The 18,203-nt window shown below is 62.7% G+C and carries 17 protein-coding genes and 1 pseudogene; 7 read left to right on the plus strand and 11 right to left on the minus strand.

What is annotated here, in order from left to right:
* Nucleotides 1-71: 71 nt before the first annotated feature.
* From XpopCFBP1817_RS04705 to XpopCFBP1817_RS04730, 6 genes are all read right to left on the minus strand, one after another.
* A complete protein-coding gene (locus XpopCFBP1817_RS04705; protein ID WP_128416204.1) occupies nt 72-1,454 on the minus strand; it encodes a glycosyltransferase family 4 protein in 1,383 nt (460 codons plus the stop codon).
* On the minus strand, nt 1,451-2,650 hold the full coding sequence (locus XpopCFBP1817_RS04710; RefSeq protein ID WP_128416205.1) for a cystathionine gamma-synthase: 1,200 nt from the start codon (nt 2,648-2,650) through the stop codon (nt 1,451-1,453). The genes XpopCFBP1817_RS04705 and XpopCFBP1817_RS04710 overlap by 4 nt, the downstream gene beginning before the upstream one ends.
* A gap of 89 nt (nt 2,651-2,739) precedes the next feature.
* Nucleotides 2,740-4,110 (minus strand): pyridoxal-phosphate dependent enzyme, encoded by a 1,371-nt coding sequence (locus tag XpopCFBP1817_RS04715; RefSeq protein ID WP_128416206.1) that lies wholly within the window; start codon nt 4,108-4,110, stop codon nt 2,740-2,742.
* A gap of 220 nt (nt 4,111-4,330) precedes the next feature.
* Complete coding sequence (locus tag XpopCFBP1817_RS04720) at nt 4,331-4,549, minus strand: HP1242/YdcH family protein (RefSeq protein ID WP_128416207.1); 219 nt, start codon at nt 4,547-4,549, stop codon at nt 4,331-4,333.
* 335 nt (nt 4,550-4,884) lie between these two features.
* On the minus strand, nt 4,885-5,775 hold the full coding sequence (locus tag XpopCFBP1817_RS04725; protein ID WP_128416208.1) for an OmpA family protein: 891 nt from the start codon (nt 5,773-5,775) through the stop codon (nt 4,885-4,887).
* Nucleotides 5,772-6,155 carry a DUF4398 domain-containing protein gene (locus XpopCFBP1817_RS04730; RefSeq protein WP_128416209.1) on the minus strand — a complete coding sequence of 128 codons (384 nt, stop codon included), beginning with the start codon at nt 6,153-6,155 and terminating at the stop codon, nt 5,772-5,774. Before XpopCFBP1817_RS04730 ends, XpopCFBP1817_RS04725 begins: the two co-directional genes overlap by 4 nt.
* Before the next feature lie 98 nt (nt 6,156-6,253).
* Here XpopCFBP1817_RS04730 and XpopCFBP1817_RS04735 point away from each other — a divergent pair, with 98 nt between their 5' ends.
* Complete coding sequence (locus XpopCFBP1817_RS04735) at nt 6,254-7,387, plus strand: PilT/PilU family type 4a pilus ATPase (protein ID WP_167393830.1); 1,134 nt, start codon at nt 6,254-6,256, stop codon at nt 7,385-7,387.
* 316 nt (nt 7,388-7,703) lie between these two features.
* Here XpopCFBP1817_RS04735 and maiA read toward each other — a convergent pair whose 3' ends face one another.
* Together maiA and XpopCFBP1817_RS04745 are read right to left on the minus strand one after the other, a co-directional pair.
* Nucleotides 7,704-8,369, minus strand: a complete 666-nt coding sequence (maiA, locus tag XpopCFBP1817_RS04740) for a maleylacetoacetate isomerase (protein ID WP_128416211.1) — start codon at nt 8,367-8,369, stop codon at nt 7,704-7,706.
* A 55-nt stretch (nt 8,370-8,424) separates the two neighbouring features.
* Nucleotides 8,425-9,483: a fumarylacetoacetate hydrolase family protein gene (locus XpopCFBP1817_RS04745; RefSeq protein WP_208619541.1), complete on the minus strand. Its 1,059-nt coding sequence runs from the start codon at nt 9,481-9,483 to the stop codon at nt 8,425-8,427.
* Between the two features lie 308 nt (nt 9,484-9,791).
* Between XpopCFBP1817_RS04745 and XpopCFBP1817_RS04755 the strand changes: the two genes are divergently transcribed.
* The 3 genes from XpopCFBP1817_RS04755 (at nt 9,792) to XpopCFBP1817_RS04765 (ending at nt 12,577) form a co-directional block, all read left to right on the plus strand.
* A complete protein-coding gene (locus XpopCFBP1817_RS04755) occupies nt 9,792-11,180 on the plus strand; it encodes a DEAD/DEAH box helicase (RefSeq protein ID WP_128416213.1) in 1,389 nt (462 codons plus the stop codon).
* A gap of 490 nt (nt 11,181-11,670) precedes the next feature.
* Entirely contained in the window at nt 11,671-12,024 is a 354-nt protein-coding gene (queD, locus tag XpopCFBP1817_RS04760; RefSeq protein WP_128416214.1) for a 6-carboxytetrahydropterin synthase QueD, read from the plus strand.
* A 190-nt stretch (nt 12,025-12,214) separates the two neighbouring features.
* Nucleotides 12,215-12,577 carry a phasin family protein gene (locus XpopCFBP1817_RS04765; RefSeq protein ID WP_128416223.1) on the plus strand — a complete coding sequence of 121 codons (363 nt, stop codon included), beginning with the start codon at nt 12,215-12,217 and terminating at the stop codon, nt 12,575-12,577.
* 155 nt (nt 12,578-12,732) lie between these two features.
* On the opposite strand, the gene bioD is transcribed toward XpopCFBP1817_RS04765, so the two are convergent.
* A complete protein-coding gene (gene bioD, locus XpopCFBP1817_RS04770; RefSeq protein WP_128416215.1) occupies nt 12,733-13,407 on the minus strand; it encodes a dethiobiotin synthase in 675 nt (224 codons plus the stop codon).
* 118 nt (nt 13,408-13,525) lie between these two features.
* Here bioD and XpopCFBP1817_RS04775 point away from each other — a divergent pair, with 118 nt between their 5' ends.
* Both XpopCFBP1817_RS04775 and XpopCFBP1817_RS04780 read left to right on the plus strand, forming a co-directional pair.
* Nucleotides 13,526-14,008, plus strand: a complete 483-nt coding sequence (locus tag XpopCFBP1817_RS04775; protein WP_128416216.1) for a GAF domain-containing protein — start codon at nt 13,526-13,528, stop codon at nt 14,006-14,008.
* Nucleotides 14,005-14,397 carry a TfoX/Sxy family protein gene (locus tag XpopCFBP1817_RS04780; RefSeq protein ID WP_128416217.1) on the plus strand — a complete coding sequence of 131 codons (393 nt, stop codon included), beginning with the start codon at nt 14,005-14,007 and terminating at the stop codon, nt 14,395-14,397. The genes XpopCFBP1817_RS04775 and XpopCFBP1817_RS04780 overlap by 4 nt, the downstream gene beginning before the upstream one ends.
* Nucleotides 14,398-14,508: 111 nt before the next feature.
* Here the strand turns inward: XpopCFBP1817_RS04780 and XpopCFBP1817_RS04785 are convergent.
* Nucleotides 14,509-15,101 (minus strand): annotated as a pseudogene (locus XpopCFBP1817_RS04785) (alpha/beta hydrolase); the annotation flags it as partial.
* Between the two features lie 154 nt (nt 15,102-15,255).
* Nucleotides 15,256-17,328, minus strand: coding sequence for a hypothetical protein (locus XpopCFBP1817_RS04790; RefSeq protein ID WP_208619540.1), 2,073 nt, complete (start codon nt 17,326-17,328; stop codon nt 15,256-15,258).
* A 559-nt stretch (nt 17,329-17,887) separates the two neighbouring features.
* Between XpopCFBP1817_RS04790 and XpopCFBP1817_RS04795 the strand changes: the two genes are divergently transcribed.
* Nucleotides 17,888-18,085, plus strand: a complete 198-nt coding sequence (locus tag XpopCFBP1817_RS04795; RefSeq protein WP_128416218.1) for a hypothetical protein — start codon at nt 17,888-17,890, stop codon at nt 18,083-18,085.
* Nucleotides 18,086-18,203 lie beyond the last annotated feature (118 nt).

Here is an 18,203-nt window from a genome sequence, read left to right on the forward strand (position 1 = left end):
CAGCACTTTGTTGAAGCAGGTGCACGCAAATCGCTGCATGCCTGGTTAAGGCCACAATGTTGCCTGTGCGGTCAGTCCATTGATTCGGTTACTTCCGCGACCCTTGCCAACAGATGTCGCGCCGCATTGTCTGGTGAAAGTCGCAAGCAGATATCGTCTCTTGCCACCACGCCCAGCGCGCGCGCGCGCGCGGGATCGTCGGCAAGGCGACGCATGGCATCAGCCGCACTTTCAATCCGCGGCTCGGCCCAGCGCGCGCCGTTCGAATCGGGATACTGCCCGGCAACGGAGACCAAATCGTACTCTACAAGACACGAGTTGCTCTCGGTCATGAATTCCATATTGCCTGACCATCCTGTAGCGATGACCGGCTTACCCAGCGACATGCACTCGGCAAGCCCCAGTCCGAAACCTTCCGCACGATGCAACGAAACATAGACGTCGCAGCATCGCTGAAGTGCACGCACATGCATTTTGTCGATCACCTCGTCACGTAGCAGAATCCGTGAATCTCCCATCACAAGTGTGATGAGCTCACGCATCTGCTCGAGGTACATATGGCCGTTGCTTGACTTCAAAACGAGACGAACGTCGTCACGGTCGCGTGGGAATGCTTGTTGAAATGCATGCACAACGGCTTGGGGATTCTTTCTGGTGATAAAAGAATGGAAGTCGAAAGTGAAAAGAAAGACGAACTTGTCGACTTCCAGCCCGAAGTCATGCCTCTGCAGGCCACTATCGCGGCAGTCGGACAACGGCAGAGGCAGCCGCATGATCGGCTTGTCGGTAATACGACGGAAGGCATTCTCGATGAACTGTGAGGCAACCATGATCTCGTCCACGAGCGCGATGGCGTCCAGCCAGCTGCTGGGGATCACTTCAAGCTCCCAGAACCAGCAGGCGATCACGTAGTGCCCCTTCATTCGCGCGCGACCGACGTGCTCGAACGCAGCTTCCAGGTAGTCCGGATTCACGAACACGACGGTAGCCAGGTGCGGCATGCGCTGATCAATGAAGCCATCCATGCTCCGATCCTGGCAGGAGTGTGGCTGCCCGATCTCCAGGTCATACAACGACACTGGAACCCCTGCATTGATGAGCGCGCGCGCATACATCCTGGCACTCTCTGCCAACCCGAATTCGCCGCGGATATACCCAAGGATATTGATTCCCGCTGACGCATCGAACGTGGACGGGACGCTCTCTTTCTCGACCCGCAAAGACGCGTCGTTGCCGGTTGGGGCTTGCTCCCAGGCATCCGTGCGCTGGAAGCGCGTCTGGACGATGGAGCGGGCGGACAGCGCTGCTGATACGCGATCGCGCAGACTACGCGGAAACAACCGATAGATGCGCTGCAGCCAGGGCTGCTGACGTACCCATGACTGCAGGTGAAGTCCTGCCAGCCCGGTTCGCCAGGAATCAGAGATGCCCTGACGTTGCGGAGACGCCGTCATGGAGAACGGACAGCCTCAAGCGCCCGCTCCAAATCCACCCGCAAATCTCCCGCATCCTCAACCCCCACACTCAGCCGCACCAGCGCATCGCTGATGCCAAGCTGGGCGCGGCGCTCTACCGGAATAGAGGCATGCGTCATGACGGCGGGATGATTCACCAAACTTTCAACGCCACCCAAGGATTCGGCCAGGGTGAACAGCTCGGTACGTTCGCAAAAGCGCTTGGCCGCATCAAAGCCGCCCTTGAGGACAATCGAGACGATGCCGCCGAAGCCGGACATCTGCGTTTTGGCCAATGCGTGCTGCGGGTGCGAGCGCAGGCCGGGGTAGATCACCTTCTCGATCGCGGGGTGGGTTTCCAGCCACTGCGCCAGCGCCAATGCGTTCTCGCAGTGCGCGCGCATGCGCAGCGGCAGGGTTTTGAGGCCGCGCAAGGCAAGGAAGCTATCGAACGGGCCTTGGACGCCGCCGATAGAATTCTGCAGGAAGGCTAGTTGTTCGGCCAGTTCTGCGTTGTCGCCGACCACCGCGATGCCGCCAACCATGTCCGAGTGGCCGTTGAGGTACTTGGTCGCCGAGTGCACGACGATGTCGGCGCCCAGGCTGAGCGGGCGTTGCAGCATGGGCGAGGCGAAGGTGTTGTCGACCACGATCAGCAGGCCGCGCTTGCGCGCGATCGTGGCGATTGCCGCGAGATCGACCAGCTTGAGCATCGGGTTGGTCGGGGTCTCGATCCACACCATCTTGGTGTCGGAGCGGATCGCCGCTTCGAAGGCAGCCGGGTCGGTCAGGTCGACGAAGCTGAAGTCCAGACCGGCGGTGCGGCGACGCACGCGCTCGAACAGGCGGAACGTGCCGCCATACAGGTCGTCCATCGCTACCACATGGCTGCCGGCGTCCAGCAGTTCCATCACCGTGGAGGTGGCGGCCATGCCGGAGGCGAACGCGAACGCGCGGGTACCGCCTTCCAGCGACGCGACGCAGCGCTCATAGGCAAAGCGCGTGGGGTTGTGGGTGCGCGAGTACTCGAAGCCCTGATGCTCGCCCGGGCTGGACTGCGCATACGTGGACGTCGCGTAGATCGGCGGCATCACCGCCCCGGTGCTGGGGTCCGGCGACTGCCCTCCATGAATCGCCAGCGTGGCAAGCGAGAGTTCACGCTCGCCAGCGTGGCTGCTAGTGGTGCGATTGGACATGGAGGTTCCCGAAAAAAGTGGTGGATTGTACCAAGCAGGTCTTAATGGCCGGCGCCGCGCGTCTCAGCCGGGCGCGCGGCACTGCGCGATCACTGCACGCGGCGACGCAGGTAGTTGAGCAGGTCGATACGGGTGATCAGGCCGAGGAACTGGTTGCCGTCCATGACAATGGCAACCTGGCCGCGGTCGAACACCGGCAGCAGCGCTTCGATCGGGGAGACGACATCCAGGCGATCGAGCTTGCTGACCATGGCGGTGGAAATCGGGTCACGGAAGCGCGCCTCGTCGCCGTAGACATGCAGCAGCACGTCACTTTCGTCGACGATGCCGACCAGCTCACCCTCGTCGATGACCGGCAGCTGCGAGACGTCGTAAAGCTTCATACGCTGATAAGCGGTCGTCAGCAGGTCCTTCGGGCCAACCACCACGGTGTCGCGCTTGTTGTACGGGCGCAGGATCAGGTCGCGCAGATCGCCGTGCTGCGGGCGCTCCAGAAAGCCGTTGTCCAGCATCCAGTAGTCGTTGTACATCTTGGACAGGTACTTGTTGCCGGTATCGCAGACGAACACCAGCACGCGCTTGGGCGTGGTCTGCTCGCGGCAGTACTTCAACGCGGTGGCCAGCAGCGTGCCCGTGGACGAGCCGCCGAGGATGCCTTCCTTGGCCAGCAACTCGCGCGCGGTGTGGAAGCTTTCCGCGTCGCTGATCGAATAGGCCTTCTTGACCCGCGAAAAGTCGGAGATATCCGGCAGGAAGTCCTCGCCGATGCCTTCGACCAGCCAGCTGCCGGATTTTTCGCTGACGGTGCCTTCTTCGATGTACTGGGTCAGGATTGAGCCGACCGGGTCGGCCAGCACCAGCTCGGTGTGCGGCGAGGCGGTGGCGAACGCGCGCGACAGGCCGGTCATGGTGCCGGAGCTGCCGCAACCGAACACGATCGCGTCCAGATCGCCGTCCATCTGCGCCAGGATTTCCGGGCCGGTGCCGAACTCGTGCGCGGCCGGGTTGTCCGGGTTGCCGAACTGGTTGATGAAGTAGGCGCCGGGCGTCTCGGACGCGATCTTGGCGGCCAGGTCCTGGTAATACTCCGGGTGGCCCTTGGCCACGTCCGAACGCGTCAGCACCACCTGTGCGCCCATGGCCTTGAGATTGAAGATCTTCTCGCGACTCATTTTGTCCGGCACCACCAGGATCAACCGGTAGCCCTTCTGCTGCGCGACCAATGCCAGACCCAGACCGGTGTTGCCGGCGGTGCCTTCGACCAGCGTGGCGCCTGGGATCAAGTCACCGCGCCGTTCGGCTGCTTCAATCATCGACAAGCCGATACGGTCCTTGATCGATCCACCAGGGTTTGCCGCCTCCAGCTTGAAGAACAGCTCGCAGACGCCGGTGTCCAGGTGCTGTGCCTTGACGATCGGCGTGTTGCCAATCAGTTCGAGTACGGAGGAATGGATCGCCATCGGATATCGTCGCTGCGCCGCTTGGGCTAGGCCGCCCATTATCCGACGAACCGCTGGGGAATGCTCATTCAGAGTTGAAACGATCGCACCGACGTATGAACGAGCGTGCTCAACAGCCGTTCTCAGACCGCCGCACAAAGTAAAGACGCGGACGGTGGCGAGCCGACGAGGAGGCTGCCACCGCCCGCGACGGTGAACTTGTTCTAGATGTGGGGAAGGATCAGTAGGTGAGCTGGTCGTACATCCGGGTGAGCTTCTCTTTGGCCTGCAATTTCTCGCGTTTCATCTGGCCCAAGGTCACGTCGTCGATCGGGAGCACCCCGAGTTCGGCATCCATGCATTTCTTGTTCAAGAGCTTGTGGCGTTGGTACAGCTGCTTGAACTCGGGATCAGACTTGACCAATGCGTCGATTTCAGTCTGCGGTTGCCCTTCGAACATGGCGTTACCTCCTTCACTTGAAAAAAGAACGCCCCGGCCGCTGGCGGCACGGGGCGCTGCTTGGGGATGGAAGACTCCCGGATCACAACGGCAAGCGCACTGGCGGAACCAACAACCTTGCCACCGAATTGCGTTGATGCGTGCCCTTGCGTCACTGGCCGGCCCTCCGTACTTCCAGGCAGCGGAGTGCTACCCAGGACTACGACCCTACGCCGGTCGCGGAGGGGGTTCAAGGCCAGAACGGCTGCTTTTGGCGTTCCCTGCGTCAATCGGTGACCGCGGTTCAACCGGGCGTCATTCCCGGGTTAAAAGACCTTAACTTCCAACCACTTGCATTACGGCGAGACGATCACCTCTTCAGCACGCGTCTTGCTGGCGGCAGCCTTGGTCCCGCTGACCTGCAAGCGTGCACTGGCCACACCAGCGGCGACCAGGGAATCACGCACCGCTTCGGCCCGCTTCTCAGCCATGGCTGCATCGCTGTCGAAACCAACGATGCTCACCCGGCCCTTCTTGCCGATGTTCAGATATTCGGCTAGCGCCTTGGCTTGTCGTGCGGCATCGCCAGACAGGGCGGCCTTGCCACCGAACGCGCCGCTGCCCAGCGAAAACACTTCGCCGCGCGTGTCGAACTTGGCGGACGGCAACTTGGCACCGGACACCAGTTCGGCTTCTTCGTGTGCCAATTGCACGGCTTTCTGCTGGGCCGCATTGAGCTTGGCGGTCTGCTTGCCGGCCACGCTGGTCAGTGCCAGCTCGGCATCCTGGCGGGCCAGGGTTTCCTGTTCGGCCGCCTGACGCATGCGCTCGGCCTCTTCGGCCTGGATCTGCGCTTGCACGCGCAGACGCTCGGCCTCCTGGCGCGCACGTGAAGCGTCACGGCGGCTGGCTTCGATCAGCAGATCGTTGCGGGTGCCTTCCAGCCGATCCAGCTCGCGCCGCGCCAGTGCGGTGCGGGCGGTGAGTTCGGCAATTTCGACCCGGCGGTCGGCCAGAAACACCAGTTCGTCGCGGTCGCGACGCTTGGCGTCGGCCAGCGAGGCCACGATCTGCTGCGCCTGCAATCGCTCGAAGCGAGCCAACTCATTGGTCTGCGGGTCGTTCTGCAGCGCGGCCAGGCGCAGGGTGAGCGCGTCGGCCTGCGGGTCGTCCTTGGCGGCCATTGCCAGCGGCGGCAGTGCGGCCATGCTCATGACACCGAGATAGAGAAGCGGACGCAGTTTCATCGGCCAGCCTCCCCGGTATTGAGGCTGTTCTGCAGCTGCGCCACTTCCTTCCGGCGCTGTTCAAGCTGGGCAGTGACCACACCTTGTTCGCTGCGTGCCTTAGCCAGATCGGCATTGGCGGCTGCGCGCAAGGCGATCTGCGGCACCTGCTTGCGCTGGCGCTTGTCCAGCTGCGCCTGCTGGGCCTGCATCAATTCTTGTCGGGCCAGATTGACCAGATCAGGGGCGTATTGGTCGGCATCTGCCTGGGTGGCGCGTTGCACGGCCTGTTCGGCAACGGTGAGCTCCGGCGCCACCTGGGCGGCGGCGGGAGAGGAAAGAACCATGAAACAGGCGATGCCATACAGGGATCGCCGCAAGTATGCGAAGCTAGCCGTCATTAGGGGAGCCGTAGCGAGAAGTCTCGAGCACGGCCATTGTCGGAAGCCTGCGGCGTACTTGCAACGAGACGCTGCTGTTTGTTGGGGAACCATTGCGCATGGATATCGGCTACTTCTTGAAGCTGATGACCGAAAAGAATGCCTCGGACATGTTTTTGACCACCGGCGCGCCGGTGTACATCAAGATCGAAGGCAAGCTCTACCCGCTCGGCAATACGGGGTTGCCGCCGGGGATGGTCAAGAAAATCGCTTACTCGTTGATGGACGAGGGCCAGGTGCCGCAGTTCGAGCGCGACCTAGAACTCAACATGGCCATCTCGCTGCCCGACGCCGGACGCTTCCGTGTGAACGTGTTCAAGCAGCGCGGCGAGGCGGGGATGGTGATCCGCGCCATTCGCAGCCGGATCCCGAGTATCGAAGAGCTCAACCTGCCACAGGTGCTCAAGGACGTCATCATGACGCCGCGCGGTCTGGTGTTGCTGGTTGGCTCGACCGGCTCGGGCAAGTCGACCTCGCTGGCGTCGATGATCGACCACCGCAACAGCACCACCACCGGGCACATCCTCACCATCGAGGACCCGATCGAATACCTGCACAAGCACAAGATGTCGATCGTGAATCAGCGCGAGGTCGGCCTGGACACGCATACGTTCCAGAGCGCGCTGAAGAACGCAATGCGCGAAGCGCCGGACGTGATCCTGATCGGCGAAATCCTGGATGCCGACACCATGGAGGCGGCGATCGCCTTCGCCGAGACAGGCCACCTGTGCCTGGCGACGCTGCATTCCAACAATGCCGATCAGACCATCGAACGCATCCTCAATTTCTTCCCGGAAAGCGCGCACAAGAATGTGCTGATGAATCTGGCGCTGAACCTGCGTGCGGTGGTGTCGCAGCGCTTGGTCAAGGGTCAGGACGGACGCCGCCGCCCCGCCACCGAAGTGCTGCTCAACACGCCGATGATTCGCGACCTGCTGCGGCGCGGGCAGGTGCACGAGGTCAAGGCGGCGATGGAAGAGTCGCTGGAAAAAGGCATGCAGACCTTCGACCAATGCCTGTTCCGCATGGTTAAATCCGGTGAGATCGAGCAGGAGGAAGCGCTGCGCGCTGCCGACTCGCGCGATGGTCTGGCACTGAAGTTCCGCCTGTCCGAAGGCGGCTCCGGCGAGCACGATCCGTACGCGGATTACGAAACGGCGGCAGCACCGAAGATCAGCCACGGGTTCACTTGACTGACTGAATGAGCAAGCGCAGGCGTGTTGACGCACGCGCTTGCCATGGGCGGCCGCGGGAGAGCGGCCCATGGTTGCCGTCATCGACGCGCATTGCGTGCGTTTCATGCGGCCGGCGACAACCAGCCAGCGATACCGGCGCAGCTGCCAGGCGTGCGCAACCGGTGTTTCCGGTCGGCATGCAGCACGCGTGTGCTGCCGTTACTGCGCGCCGGCCACTCCTCTGCCGACTGATCGCCCGGCACTCTCAGTCGGGCTCAGGAACACGATTCAAATCGTGGATGAGCGCTCTACGTCGCGTATCTGTTGGTGCCGATCAGGCAACCACTGCATCCACCTGTATTTCCGGCCGCGCCGCATCGAATGCAGGCAGTGCCAGGCACGCCTGTTCGATGCGTTGCAGGGTTGGATACGGCATCAGATCAAATTTGAAGCGGCGCGCGTTGTAGAGCTGCGGAATCAGCACGCAATCAGTCAGCCCCGGCGTGTTGCCGTGGCAGAACGTGCGGGTGTGCGGATCGTTGGCCAACTGCGCTTCCAATGCAGCAAAACCGCTTTGCATCCAGTGATGCGTCCAGTGCTCGCGTTGTGCGGCATCCAGTTGCCATTCGCGTTCGAAAAACTGGGTGACGCGCAGATTGTTGAGCGGATGCACATCGCAGGCGATGACCTGCGCCAATGCGCGCACGCGGGCGCGCTCGGCCGGCGCCACAGGCAGCAGCCGCGCACTGTCCGGGAACGCGTCGTCCAGATACTCCAGGATCGCCAGCGACTGCGGAATCACCACCGCGCCATGCCGCAACGTGGGTACCAGTTCCTGCGCGTTGAGCTGCGCATAGGCGGGTGCATGGTGCTCGCCTACATCGCGCACCAGATGCACCGGGTGCGCGATGTAGGCGAGCGCCTTCAGCTGCAGGCCGATGCGCACGCGATACGCGGCGCTGGAGCGCCAGTATGAAAACAATTCCAGTTGGGAACTCATACCCGGCCTCGCATGCAGGTCTTCGTCACTCCCTTCGCAGACGCCTTCGCCGATGTCATGGTAGCGGCTGACGTTCGACGCGCTGTTCGATCGCACCGAAGATGCTGGCGCCATCGGCATCAAACATCTCGATCCGCACCACATCGCCGAATGACATGAACGGCGTGCTCGGCGTGCCGTCGCGCAGGGTTTCCACCACGCGCTGTTCGGCAAAACACGAGGCCCCCAGCGTGGTGTCCTGATTGGCGATCGTACCTGAGCCGAGGATGGTGCCGGCCGAGAGCGGCCGCGTTTTGGCGGCGTGGGCGATCAGTTGAGCGAAGTCGAACTGCATGTCGTTGCCGGCTTCGGGCGCGCCGAACCAGGCACCATTGACGTGGGTGACCAGCGGCAGATGCACCTTGTTGTCGCGCCATGCCTCGTCCAATTCATCCACGGTGACGAACACCGGCGACAGCGCCGAGCGCGGCTTGGATTGCACAAAGCCAAAGCCCTTGGCGAGCTCGGCCGGAATCAGATTGCGCAGCGAGACGTCGTTGACCAGGCCGACCAACTGGATGTGCGCGGCGGCCTGCTCGGGCGAGGCGCCCATCGGCACATCGTCGGTGATCACCACCAGCTCGGCTTCCAGATCGATGCCGTGCTCCTCGCTGATCACCTTGATGGCATCGCGCGGGCCGTAGAACCCGGCGCTGGTGGCCTGGTACATCAACGGCTCGGTGTAGAAGCTTTCCGGCACCTCGGCATTGCGCGCACGACGCACCCGCTCCACATGCGGCAGGTAGGCGCTGCCATCGACGAACTCGTAGGCGCGCGGCAGCGGTGCAGCCAGCGCCTGCAGATCCAGATCGAACACACCATCGGCACTGCCGTCGTTGAGCGAGGCCGACAAGGCGTTCAGGCGCGGCGCGACATTGCTCCAGTCTTCCAGCGCACGCTGTAGCGTGGGCGCGATACCGGTGGCGCGCACCGCCGTGCGCAGATCGCGCGCGACCACGATCAGGCTGCCATCGCGGCCGCCTTCCTTCAGGGAACCTAGCTTCATGACCATCCTGTGCTGTGGCTGATCGGCCGATTGTACGGCCTGCCGCAACACTGGTTTCATCTGAAACAACTGACCCGTAGCCCAACCGATGAACTCGCTTTTTGTGCAGCGCGCCAAACGCGCGTACACTTTTCTGGTCTGCATGCGGCCGTCCGTTTCCCTTAGGGACAGCCGGCGAGGCCAGGATCGATCGATCCGCTCGCCCGCCCCACCCGACGCCTTTCGTGGTGCCGACAAACCCATCGCTCTTTTGATCGGGTTGTTCCACCATCTCGCAGCGCGGTTCACGGGAACGCTCCGAGCCTCACTTTTTGCATTTGCAATGCGTCTGCGCTCCGGGCTTTGCCTGGTGGCGACGCTTTACTTGGAGCTTCCTGATGTATTTTGAATCCCTGGGCCTTGCGCCCTTCCTGCTGCGCGCGTTGGCCGAGCAGGGCTATGAAACCCCCACCGCGATCCAGCAGCAGGCGATCCCGCTGGTGCTGGCAGGTCACGACCTGCTGGCCGGCGCACAGACCGGTACCGGCAAGACCGCCGCGTTCGGCCTGCCGCTGCTGCAGCACCTGGGCACGACGCCGCAGCCGGTCAACGGCCCGCGCAAGCCGCGCGCGCTGATCCTGACCCCCACCCGTGAGCTGGCCACCCAGGTGCATGACAGCCTGCGCGGCTACAGCAAGTACCTGCGTATTCCCAGCGCGGTGATCTACGGCGGCGTGGGCATGGGCAACCAGCTCGACACTCTGCGTCGTGGCGTAGATCTGCTGATCGCCTGCCCGGGCCGGCTGATCGACCATATCGAGCGTCGCAGCGTGGACCTGTCCGGCATCGAAGTGCTGATCCTGGACGAAGCCGACCGCATGCTCGACATGGGCTTTTTGCCGTCGATCAAGCGCATCCTGACCAAGCTGCCGCGCCAGGACCGCCAGACCCTGCTGTTCTCGGCCACGTTCGAAGAGAACATCAAGCAGCTGGCGCTGGAATTCATGCGCAACCCGATGCAGATCCAGGTCACCCCGAGCAACACCGTGGCCGAGAGCATCACCCACCGCGTGCACCCGGTCGATGGCGCGCGCAAGCGCGATCTGCTGCTGCACCTGTTGGCGCAGGACAGCCGCGAGCAAACCCTGGTCTTCGCGCGGACCAAGCATGGCAGCGACAAACTGGCGCTGTTCCTGGAAAAGTCCGGCATCAAGACCGCGGCGATCCACGGCAACAAGAGCCAGGGTCAGCGCATGCGTGCCCTGAGCGACTTCAAGGCCGGCCGTGTGACTGTGCTGGTGGCCACCGATATCGCCGCGCGCGGTATCGACATCAACGAGCTGCCGAAGGTCATCAACTATGACCTGCCGATGGTGGCCGAAGATTACGTGCACCGCATCGGCCGCACCGGGCGTAACGGCTCGACCGGCGAAGCGATTTCGCTGGTGGCGCAGGACGAAGCCAAGCTGCTGCGTCAGATCGTGCGCATGCTGGGCCGCGATGTGGAAATCCGCGACGTGCCGGGGTACGAGCCGCAGACCCCGATCCGTTGGGGCAATAGCGCCCCGGGCCGTGCCGAGCAGCCGGGTGGCGATCGCGCGCCGCGCAAGAGCCACGCCCGTCGTCCGCATGGCGATGCACCGCGTCAGGCGCATGCACACGCAGGCCCGAAAAAGCCGGGTGGTCAGCGTAGCAGCGGTCCGCGTCAGGCTGGTGTTGCCGCCGGTGCTGGTGCAGGCCGTCGCGATGGTGGCCGTGGTGGTCAGCGTCCGAGCGGTACCCGCTGAATCCTGCGCGCCGGTTTGGCTGGCGCTGCGGCTAGCACCGATAAAAAGCCGCCCTTCCGGGTAATACTGTTCACTTAAGAAAAGACGGCGCGTCCCTCTCTCGGGGGAAGCGCCGTTATTTATTGGGCGTTGCGAATGCCCCCAGTTGCAACAACCCTCGACCAGCAGCTTGAGTGAACAGTATCAGCCCTTCGTAGCGGCTTTTTTGTGGGCGCATCTGTGCGACGCGGCATCATCAGAAACCCAGTGCCACCTTCCCCCATCGTCTGTCGATCCAGGCCTGCGGATCGTTCGTGATGTATGGCTGTCGGAACGTGGCCGCTGAGTCTGGTAACGCTCCGGCACCGGAGCGCTCTTAAAGTCACCGAAGCGCTGCGGCAACACCGGTGCTTCGGCGAGGCGCCACACACGGTGCGGCCAACCTTCTGATGCGCTGTATCGCTGCGATTGGGACAGCCCGAGGAGCACTGGCGCACTTACAATGTCGCGCATGGATATCTTCAAAGTCTTCACGCTCGAAGCCGCACATCGGCTGCCCAATGTGCCGCCCGGCCACAAATGCGCTCGCCTGCACGGGCATTCGTTTCGGATCGAGCTGCATGTCAGCGGCGAGCCGGGTGCCGAGACCGGCTGGATCATGGATTTCGGCGACATCAAGGCCGCCTTCAAACCGATCTACGAGCGCCTGGACCACCACTACCTTAACGAAATCGAGGGATTGGAGAACCCGACCAGCGAACATCTGGCGATCTGGATCTGGCAGCAGCTCAAACCGGCGCTGTCGGCACTGAGCGAGATCGTGGTGCATGAAACCTGCACCTCCGGATGCCGTTATCGCGGCTGATTGCATGGCGCACAAACGACAAGGCCGCCTGCTGGGCGGCCTTGTCGTTTGTGCGGCCAGGATAGTTCATTGATTCCAAAGGACGTTGGAGGCCATTTTGGAAATCTTAAGCAAACGTGTTGCATCGCAACAAGATCCGCGTATGCTGCAACGCAACAAACGGTCACAGCTTTCCCCCAAGGGGTTCGCAATGTCGGCGCAGTCCGAAAACAGCTTCAATACCTTTGCTTCAGCAGCGGCACGCGTCAACCAGTTAGCGATGGAACACGCAGAAAACGCGTTTGGTCTGCAGCTGAAGACCTTGGGACAAAACGTCAGCGCAACCACAAGCTTCTTCGGTGAGTTTACCCAGGCACGCGATCTGGGTGCCTACAAGACGCTCTGGCCGAAGGGGCTGCAACTGGCCCGCGACAACCTGGAACGCCTGGCTTCGGTGAATCAGGAAGTCGTCGGTTTGGGCTTGAAGGCATCCGATGCGCTGCGCCAATTGGCCAAGCAGCAGTTCGATGCAGGCAGCGAACAAGCGACCAAAGGTAAGACCCGGCGCACGTAACGGACACCAAACACAGCGTCTTTGCATGGGTCCCTCCCCCCATGCAATCCGGCCCGACAGATCCCTCCTTCTGTCGGGCTTTTTTATTGTTTTGATCGCTGGCGTAGTGCCTAAGCAACTCTACGCACGGCATCGAAATCGCCTTTGCCTTGAACTCACGCAGGCAGCTGCAACCCCTGCGCCTGGGTCGCGGCATCGGCACCCAGCCGCCATGCGATCCGGCCCCAGCACGGCATCGCCAGGCGCTGGCGCAGCATGCCGATGTTTTCTTCGATGCGCTCCATCTGCGGATCGATTTCGTTGGCGATCCAGCCGATGCAGTGCAGTCCGTCGGCGGCGATCGCCGCGGCGGTCAGGCGCGCGTGGTTGATGCAGCCCAGCCGTATGCCGACCACCAACACGACGGGCAGCTTGAGCACGCGGACCAGATCGGTCTGGTCCAGATCGGCACTCAACGGGGCGGCCCAGCCGCCGACGCCTTCGACCACCACCACCTCGGCCTGGGCGCGCAATTGCGCGAAGGCGCCGGCGATCGGCGCCAGTGACAGGGTGACGCCGACGTCGGCGGCGGCCAGTTCCGGCGCCAGTGGGGCGGGGAAAGCGTAGGGATTGAGGGTGGCGTAGTCGGGTTGCGGGTCGCTGGCGGCCTGCAGCGCCAGTGCGTCCTCGTTGCGCCAGCCGTGCGCGGTTACCTCGCAGCCACTGGCGACCGGCTTCATGCCCACCGCGGTATGCCCGCGTGCGCGAAGCGCATGCAGCAACGCGGTGCTGGCCGTGGTCTTGCCGATACCGGTGTCGGTGCCGGTGACGTACAACGCGGGAAACGGCATGGGTTTGGTTCCTGCGGCCACGCCGCGCTTGCAGTGAGGGCGCGCAGCATAGCGTGCGGATCCGAACGGAACGCTGAGTCGCAACGACCCTGCGGATGGCCGCTGCTAGACTTCGGCCATGCTCGCAACCTCTTCGCTGACCGGCAGCAAGCCGGAACAATACGCCCAGCTCACCGCCCAGGCCCAGGCACTGGTGCATGGCGAGCCGGATCGGATCGCCAATGCCGCCAACCTGGCCGCGCTGATCTTCCATTCGTTGCCGTCGCTCAATTGGGCCGGCTTCTATTTCTACGATGGCCACGAGCTGGTGGTGGGGCCGTTTCAGGGCTTGCCGGCCTGCGTGCGCATTCCGCTGGACAAGGGCGTGTGCGGCGCGGCCGCCAGCACCCGGCAGAGCCAGCGTATCGCCGATGTGGAGGCATACCCCGGGCATATCGCTTGCGATTCGGCATCGCGCTCGGAGCTGGTGATTGCGCTGGTCAAGGCCGATGCGCTGATCGGCGTGCTGGATCTGGACAGCCCGGAGCTGGATCGCTTCGACGCCGACGATCAGCGCGGCCTGGAAGCCATCGCGCAGGTCTTTGTCGGCGCGCTGACGTGACCACCGAACGGCTGCGCAATATCGGCCCGAAAAGTGCAGCGTGGCTACGTCAGGTCGGCTTGCGCACGCAGGAGGATCTGCAGGCAGTGGGGGCGGTGGGCGCGTTCGTCAAAGTGCGCCGCGCCGGCTTCAAGCCCAGCCTCAATCTGCTGTATTCGCTGGAAGGCGCGCTGGTCGACTGCCATTGGCAGGAGGTACCAGAAGCACGTCGGCATGCGTTGCTGGCCGAATACGAAGCGGCCAGCGCGCTGCTACCGGTGCGTGGCCGCGCGGTCAGTGGACCGGTGGAGACCGTGCACTATGCGCGTGCCGATAACGACGAATCGCATGGCGACATGATTGAGGCGGCCGACGACGCTGCGGACCTGAGCGAGACGCGCGACGATTGAGCGCCTGCGCCGAGTTGCCGCCGCTGCATGCGCGCACGCTGCGACCGGCAACAGCGTGATTGTGGATTTCTAGAGCGATGTATCTTCGATCGCTTGCTTGATCTAGCGTCTTCAACGCGTCGCTGCGTCCCGTAACGTTGGCGCGAGTGATGCGCCCAGCGTTTGACCATGGCTGAGGCCAGGTAGCAGGTGGTACTCGGCGGTGAGGCCGGGTACGGTACGGGTACGGGTAGAGAAGACAACAGCGTTACAAGGCTTTGTGCAGCGTGTGGATCTGCACGCGGCCGGCCGGGGCGATCCGGCGTTGCATCGCGTGCCACTGGTGCGCCCTCGCCTGCCATCAACGTCAGACGACGCTTTGATGGCTGCGGGTCTGCAGAACCTGCTTGTTCATGATCCACCAAGCGACGCGCTTGCTGAACGAGAAACCCATCGCACCACCCCGGCGACGGGTCGACCGCGACGTAGTGCTGAAAAAGCTGCGGCTGCGTCAACAACACCTGCAGCACGAACAGCCCGCCATACGAAAGGCCCCATAGCGTCGGCCGCTGACGATCCACCGCCACGCGCGCGTCCACCTGTGGGCGAATGCGTGTTGCGCCCAGCTGCGCGAACGCCGCCGCACCGCCGGTTCTGCGCTTCGGATTCAGCGGATCGGTTTCCACCCGACCGTCGCCGTAGCGCGCAGGCGTGTAAACCAGGCTGGGGGTCGGCAGGGATTCGTGCAAAAAAAAGCCAAAATTGAGCTGACTCGCTGTCAGTAAATAAGTCTCACGGGTTCCTTGCAGACACTCCCTATCGATGTGCCCACGAGCATTAGATCAGGCCAGTGCGAGCGCGGCCTTATGGACGATGGTGTTAAGCCATCAGGTGCAGTCGCACTGCTTGATAGTCATAGAGCCGGTCCTTCATCGACGAGATCGTTGGAGCACGGGCGGGATCGGGCGTCTGGCGCTGCAGACCTGACGCGGCCAGTGCATCGAGCGCCGACTGTAGGCTGGCCCGTGCCTGGCGCAATTCCATCTTCGCGGCCGCTAAGTTCTTCAGTCCCACCGGGCCGCTCGTGAGCCCATGCTTGAGCGCCTGTGCAACCCGCATAAGCTCGTCCCAGCGCGTCTGTGCGTGTTGCCGGTATCCGGCGGACGTACGCAGGTCGACATCGCGATCTCCGGCGCGGAATCGCCAGTCCTCAGCATCGGCTGCGTATACCTCGGGGTCAACGCGCAGTTGCGCCATGGTCTTCTTATTGTCAGCTTTACTCATCCGTACCTCGCCTGTTGCGCCGGTGAAGACGGCACCACCCGCCATACCCGTGCCCGCCGCCACGCCGAGCGGCGCGGGCTGTAAGCCATCGTCGTTCCCGTGCGAGTCATTCGCATAGAAGCTGTCGGTAGATGCGATGGCATCGACCACCGGTAGCGCCGTCCCCATCGACACGCCGCCGTGGAATGCCTGCACGTAGCGCTGCACGATCTGTGCACCTTCGCCTGGCTTGCGCAGACGCGCGCGACGATTGGCCTTCTCGAGATTGTCGAGGTCGTCTAGGCAGCGCCCGATTACGCTGTCCTCAGGAATGGCGCGCCATCGGTCCATGTCGAAAGACTCGAATTGGTCGGCGTGCATCTTGGCCACGTCGATCTCGGTATCCAGTTCCTGCTGCTGCAGCGCAAGGGCGCGCATCGGAGTGCCCGCCTCGCATTGGACGTCGATATGCTTCTGCAGTTCTGCACGCCGCCGCATCAGCTGGCCAATCGCGTCCTCGTAGACCTCGCGAATCGCGGCGATCTGCACCTGTGGCTGGGTCAGGAACGACTGGCGCAGCTTGGACTCGGAAACATGCTCGGTAGTCAGGTTCTTGAAATGGATCTTCGCAGCATCGTCCTTCAGAAAGTCCCCCCACTTGGTGTTGGCGCGCAGGGTGTAGCGGTGCTTGTTGCGCCGTTCGTCCAGGTAGCCCGCCCCCCATTGCAACGGGATCGTGCTGGCCAGAATAGCGGGACCGGCGACTTGACCCACCAACGGTACTGTAGTGCTCACAACCGTGCCTACGGCGGCCACGCCATTGACAGCCATGCCCCAACCTTTACTGTAGGTTTGCGTGCGATTCAGGCCAATGCGGCGCCGGTACTGTCGGTCGGCCACGCCATGCAGCGCGAGAAAGGCCTCCACCAATCGTCCCAGCGCCGGGGAGTCGTTCTCAGGGGCATGCGCAAAATTTTCGACAGCCTCGTCGAGTTGCCTGCGCATTTCCCTCGCGGCCTTCGCGATCTTGCCCATATCGAGGCTCTTGTCGATCTGCGGCGCCAGGACAGGGAGTCCACCTACGCGCTTAAACGATTCTTTGACGTCTGTGACGGAGCGAAGGCCGCCCGTCAGGGCTGGATTGACCATGCTGGCCGGCAGTTGGTGAGAAAGAACTTTGACGGTCTTGGTGACGGCCTTGCTCACGCCTTGGACCTGGGAAACCCCAGCACTGACTGCTGCAGCCGCTACGCTGAAAGCGCGCCCCGCCACCGAATGCAGCCCTTCGTATAGGCCGGCCTTGTGTACGCCCTTTTTGTAAAGCGCTATGTCGATATTCAATGCGGCAAGCAGGTGCCGCTGTGCTACGTCGGTAAGCTGCGTTCGGCTGAATTTGCGTGGGGTGGCCTGCACTTCGGCGATCAATTCATCGACGGGCCGATTGACCAGAGCCTTGAGGCATTGATCTCCCGCGCTCGTGCGTGGTGGCCGTGGAGCGAAACGTGCCAAGTTGTTCTTCTCGCAATAAATCTCGGCAGCCGCGCGTAACTTCACGGCTGCGAGCGCGCGATCAAGGTCGAGCGGTCGGGCGATCGCGGCTTGGTAGTCGGTTAGCAGCAACTCGCGCCTGGCGGCGGCCGTCGTACCTTCAGCACTGCTGGTTTGCTCGGATCTGGATATGCCAGACACGCTCTGTACTTCCAACGCCAAAGGCGCCGCACCACGCTCTAACCCGAGGTAGGAATTCGCGCGTGTAGGCAAAGGCTGGCGAGGCGCCACGCCGTGAGTGCCTCCATCAGAGCGCGAGCGCCGCACTGGGCTGCGAGAAAGAGGCAGCATCTGCCCGCTATACCCGACCGGCGTGTCCGGGGCGCTGCGGGAGACCGACGGTAGGCCGCCGGTCTCTTCGGGTGCGCGGACGGTCGGTGTGATCGTGTGGGGGGAGTTCGTGGCCCGTACGTTGTTCGGCATAGCGATGTCCTCGTACTATGATCTCTCTGTTGGTTTATGCCTATATACGGCAGCATCTGGACGCCTTTACGTTGAGGCTACAGCTCACTTGAGGAGCGATTCCAATAACGTTTCGCTTCCAGGAAATTCCTTTCGTGAATATTGGTCTTGCTGCCCTGCCCCGATCGCGGCAAGCCGGCTTTGAAGTCTTAGCCAATGCATCCAAGCCTTGCTGGACCCGTATACGGAACGCATCGCTCACGACAGGTTTCGGTTGCCAGACCTCCGCAGGCACGTATTGGAACTGCTGGGCGTTGAGCCTCTTGAAGGTTGCCAGGGAATCTGTACGAAATTCTTTAATGACAGTGATGAAGACATACGAGGCGCTGGGACGATCGGCGACGGTGCTGCCGAGCGACGGGTCAAATCCGGCTGTGCAAATAGCGGCGCTGTGCCGACGATCAACATCAGCACGCCGAAGCACGCAAATCCCTAAGATGTTTGATCCCAGGCTTTGATGGTGCACTCTTTTCACTCGAATGGAAGCAAGCACGATGGGCCAGGTTCTGCAGGGGAGCGCCACCACGACTGAGGCGATCCGTCGAGAGATACAA

Origin of the sequence: Xanthomonas populi, assembly GCF_002940065.1 — a bacterium.
GTDB classification, from domain to species: Bacteria; Pseudomonadota; Gammaproteobacteria; order Xanthomonadales; family Xanthomonadaceae; genus Xanthomonas; species Xanthomonas populi.